At 71.0% G+C, this 3,312-nt stretch carries 2 protein-coding genes; one reads left to right on the top strand and one right to left on the bottom strand.

What is annotated here, in order from left to right:
- Positions 1-227: 227 nt before the first annotated feature.
- Positions 228-1,907 carry an extracellular solute-binding protein gene (locus I0C86_RS40390; protein ID WP_196206599.1) on the bottom strand — a complete coding sequence of 560 codons (1,680 nt, stop codon included), beginning with the start codon at positions 1,905-1,907 and terminating at the stop codon, positions 228-230.
- A gap of 271 nt (positions 1,908-2,178) precedes the next feature.
- On the opposite strand from I0C86_RS40390, the gene I0C86_RS40385 reads away from it, so the two are divergent.
- A partial coding sequence (locus tag I0C86_RS40385) for an ROK family transcriptional regulator (protein WP_196206598.1) occupies positions 2,179-3,312 on the top strand: 1,134 nt, incomplete at its 3' end.

Genomic DNA, 3,312 nt, shown 5'->3' with positions numbered 1-3,312 from the left:
GCCCGACACACCCGCCCGGTCGCCGACGGGGCCGGGACCGGTGGCCGGGCTCGGCGGAGCGTCGGCGCTGGCACCCGCACCGGCGTCGGCGTCGGCGCTGGCACCCGCAACGGCATCGGCGTCGGCGTCGGCACCGGAAACGGCACCGGTTGCGGCTGGCCCCGATGAGCCGGGCGGGCGGTGCCGGTCGTTCCCGGCACCGCCCGCCCGGGCCGCCTCGCGAGTGCTCATCGTCCGGCGTCGGACAGTGCCTTGGCACGGAACTCGCGAGCCTCGTCACCACCGCCGCTGCGCCACTCCTGGATGATCGTGTCCAGATCGGCCAGCGGGCGGCGTCCCCGCATCACGTCGATGATCTTCTCGTCGGTCGGGTTCAGGCTGGCCTTGTACTTGGCCGGCATCTCCAGCTTGAGCCCCGCCCACGGGTCCTTCTCCAGGTACTTCACCATGTCGTTGGAGTAGGTGAGGATGTCCCGGACGAAGTTCGGCGTCTGTGGGAACGGCTGGATGACCGGATTGCGACCGCTGATGAAGAAGTACTGGTTGGCGATCTCCTTGAAGCCGAGGTCGGTCTTGACCGGACCGGTGGCCGTCCGGGTGTGGTGCTTGCCCTCCACCCCGTACTCGCGCAGGTCGAACTCCTTCGTTCCGAACGGCGCGGAGCACCAGTTGATCACCCGCAGCAGTTCCTCGACCCGCGCCTTGCCCAACCCCTTCTTGATGAAGGTGAAGGAGATCGGGTCGTCGTCGCCCCAGACCAGCGGGTCACCGCCGGTCGCCGAGAAGGCCGGCACCGCCTGGATGTTGAAGGCTGGGGTGATCTTCTGCTGCTCGGCCTGCATGGGCTGCCACGCGCCGGGGCCGTCCTGCATGAACACGATCTTGCCGCTCGCGAGCAGTTGCTTGGCGTCGGCGCCCTTGGTCGCCACCAGGTCGGGATGGACCAGGCCGGCCTGGAAGACCTTGACCATGAACTCGACGGCCTGCCGGAACTCCGGCGTCTCGTACTTGAACTCCGGGGTGCCGTCCGGCTTGAGCCGCCAACCGTCGTCGGTGCCCGGTGCCTTGTAGAGCATCTGGACCACCGCGAAGATCTCGTTGAAGGCCCAGACCCCCTTGCTGGGGTTGGTCACCGCCTTGCCGACCTCGAAAAGCTCGTCGATGGTCTTCGGATAGGTGAGGCCGGCGGCGTCGAGCAGGTCCTTGCGGTAGAGGAGCGCCCAGGCGAAGGGGCCGTCGGTCGGGTTGGGGACGGCCATCAGCCGCTCGTTCCAGAACGAGTTCCGCCAGGCCCCGGCCGGGAAGGTGGCCAGCATCGGGTACGCGTCGACCGCGTCACCCTTGAGATAGTCGGTGAGGTCCTCGAAGAGTACGGCGACCGCGTCGGAGAAGCGCGGCAGCTTCGCCACCTCCCACTCGGGCACGCAGAGCAGGTCCGGTACGTCCCGCGCCCCGAGCATCGCGTTGAGCTTGTCGGCGTAGAGGAGCCCGTCCTGGATGCTGAAGTTGACCTCGACGCCCAACTCCGCGTTCACCGCCGCGAGATAGGCGCTCTGCCCCACCCCGGGTGGCGCCGGACCCCAGGCCGGGGTCATCGCGGTGATCTTCTGGCCGCTGGTTCCGGGTGTCTCGGCGATGGCGTCGACCAGGCTGGCCGGGAACTCCGTGTAGCCGTCGGGCACCGGCCGGATACCGGTGATGCTGGGCTTCGGAATGTCCAGTGCCAGTTCCTTGTGGTTGGGCAGCAGGCCGGCGAGCTTGTCCAGGTCCTGTGCCTTGCTGGTGGGCGCCACCTCGCCGCCGCAGCCGGCGAGCAGGCCGCTGCCGGCAGTCGCCGCGGCACCGAGGCCCACCAGGCTGAGGAAGTTTCGACGGTTGGTGGCGCCGCCCGGGCCGGATGGTTCCACGGGGCGCTCCCTTCGTTATCGCCGAACGGCGGTGGCCCGCGAGCCACGCGGGGTGCGAACTCGTTCGGTTGCTGGGTGGGTATGGGGTAGAGTTAGTTCGTCGGGTGACCAAACAAAAGTAATCGACGGTGACCGGTGCCACAAGACACCGGCACCATGGCGCTACGGGCGGACATGGCCCCGGCGGGCAGCGGTACGGCATGATGGGGCGCGCTGTCGGCGACCGGAGCGCACCGACCCGGAGACCGATACGCGGGGAGCGGGGCTGATCTTGATCACGACGCAGACCGGGCCACAGCCGGCCGATCTCGCCGACGTACGGGCCACGAATCTCGCCGTCGTGCTGCGCTTCGTACGCGTGCACGCACCCTGCTCGCGGGCGGACATCGCCGCCTCGACCGGGTTGAACAAGGCGACGGTCTCCAGCCTGGTCGCCGAGCTGATCGAGCGGCGTCTGGTCCGCGAGACCGGGCTGGCGGAGAACCGGATCGGGCGGCCCGCCACCATGCTGGTGCTCGACGGGGCCCCGTACGCGGCGATCGGCATCGAGGTGAGCATCGACGAGCTGACCGTGGTCGCCGTCGACCTCGCCGGCACCGAACTGCTCTCCTGGCGCCGGGCCTTCGACGGCTCGACCGCCTCCCCCGGCCGGGCGGTGAGCGCGATCGCCGCACTCGCCGGACGGGCCGTCAACCGGGTCACCGGCCAGGACCGCCAGGTGCTCGGTCTCACCGTCGCGGTACCCGGACTCGTGGACGGCACCGGTGCCGTCCGGCTGGCCACCACGCTCGGCTGGCGGGACCTCCCGCTCGGCGCCGACCTGCGACGGGCCCTGCGCGAACCCGCCTTCGAGGTGACGGTGGACAACGACGCCAACCTCGCGGCCCTGGCCGAGTACCGGCACGGCCCGTACGCCGGCACCGCCAACCTGGTCCACCTGACCGGCGGCGCGGGCCTCGGAGCGGGCGTGGTGACCGACGGCCGGCTGCTGCGCGGCGGGCGCGGCTTCGCCGGCGAACTGGGCCATGTGACGATCGATCCGGACGGTCCGCTCTGCCCCTGCGGCCGGCACGGCTGCCTGGAGGCGATGGCCGGCATCCCGGCGCTGATCCGTCGGGCGCTGCCGGACGCGGCGGAGGACGGACCGGTCGCCGACTTCGCGCCCGAGGTCGACCGGATCCGGACGAAGGCCCGCCAGGGCGATCCGTCCACGCTGGACGCGCTCGCCGAGATCGGCCGGCACCTCGGGCACGGCGTGTCCCTGCTGGCCAACCTGGTGAACCCGGAGGTCGTGCTGCTCGGCGGATACTTCGCGACGCTGGCGCCCTGGCTGCTGCCCGCGGCCGAGGCCGAGCTGGCCGCCCGCACGCTGGCGCCGGATGCCGGCGGCACCCGGCTGCTCGCC

This window comes from Plantactinospora alkalitolerans (assembly GCF_015690345.1).
Taxonomy (GTDB): domain Bacteria; phylum Actinomycetota; class Actinomycetes; order Mycobacteriales; family Micromonosporaceae; genus Plantactinospora; species Plantactinospora alkalitolerans.
The sequence above is the reverse complement of the archived record's forward strand: the minus strand, read 5'-3'. Positions and strand labels throughout refer to the sequence as shown.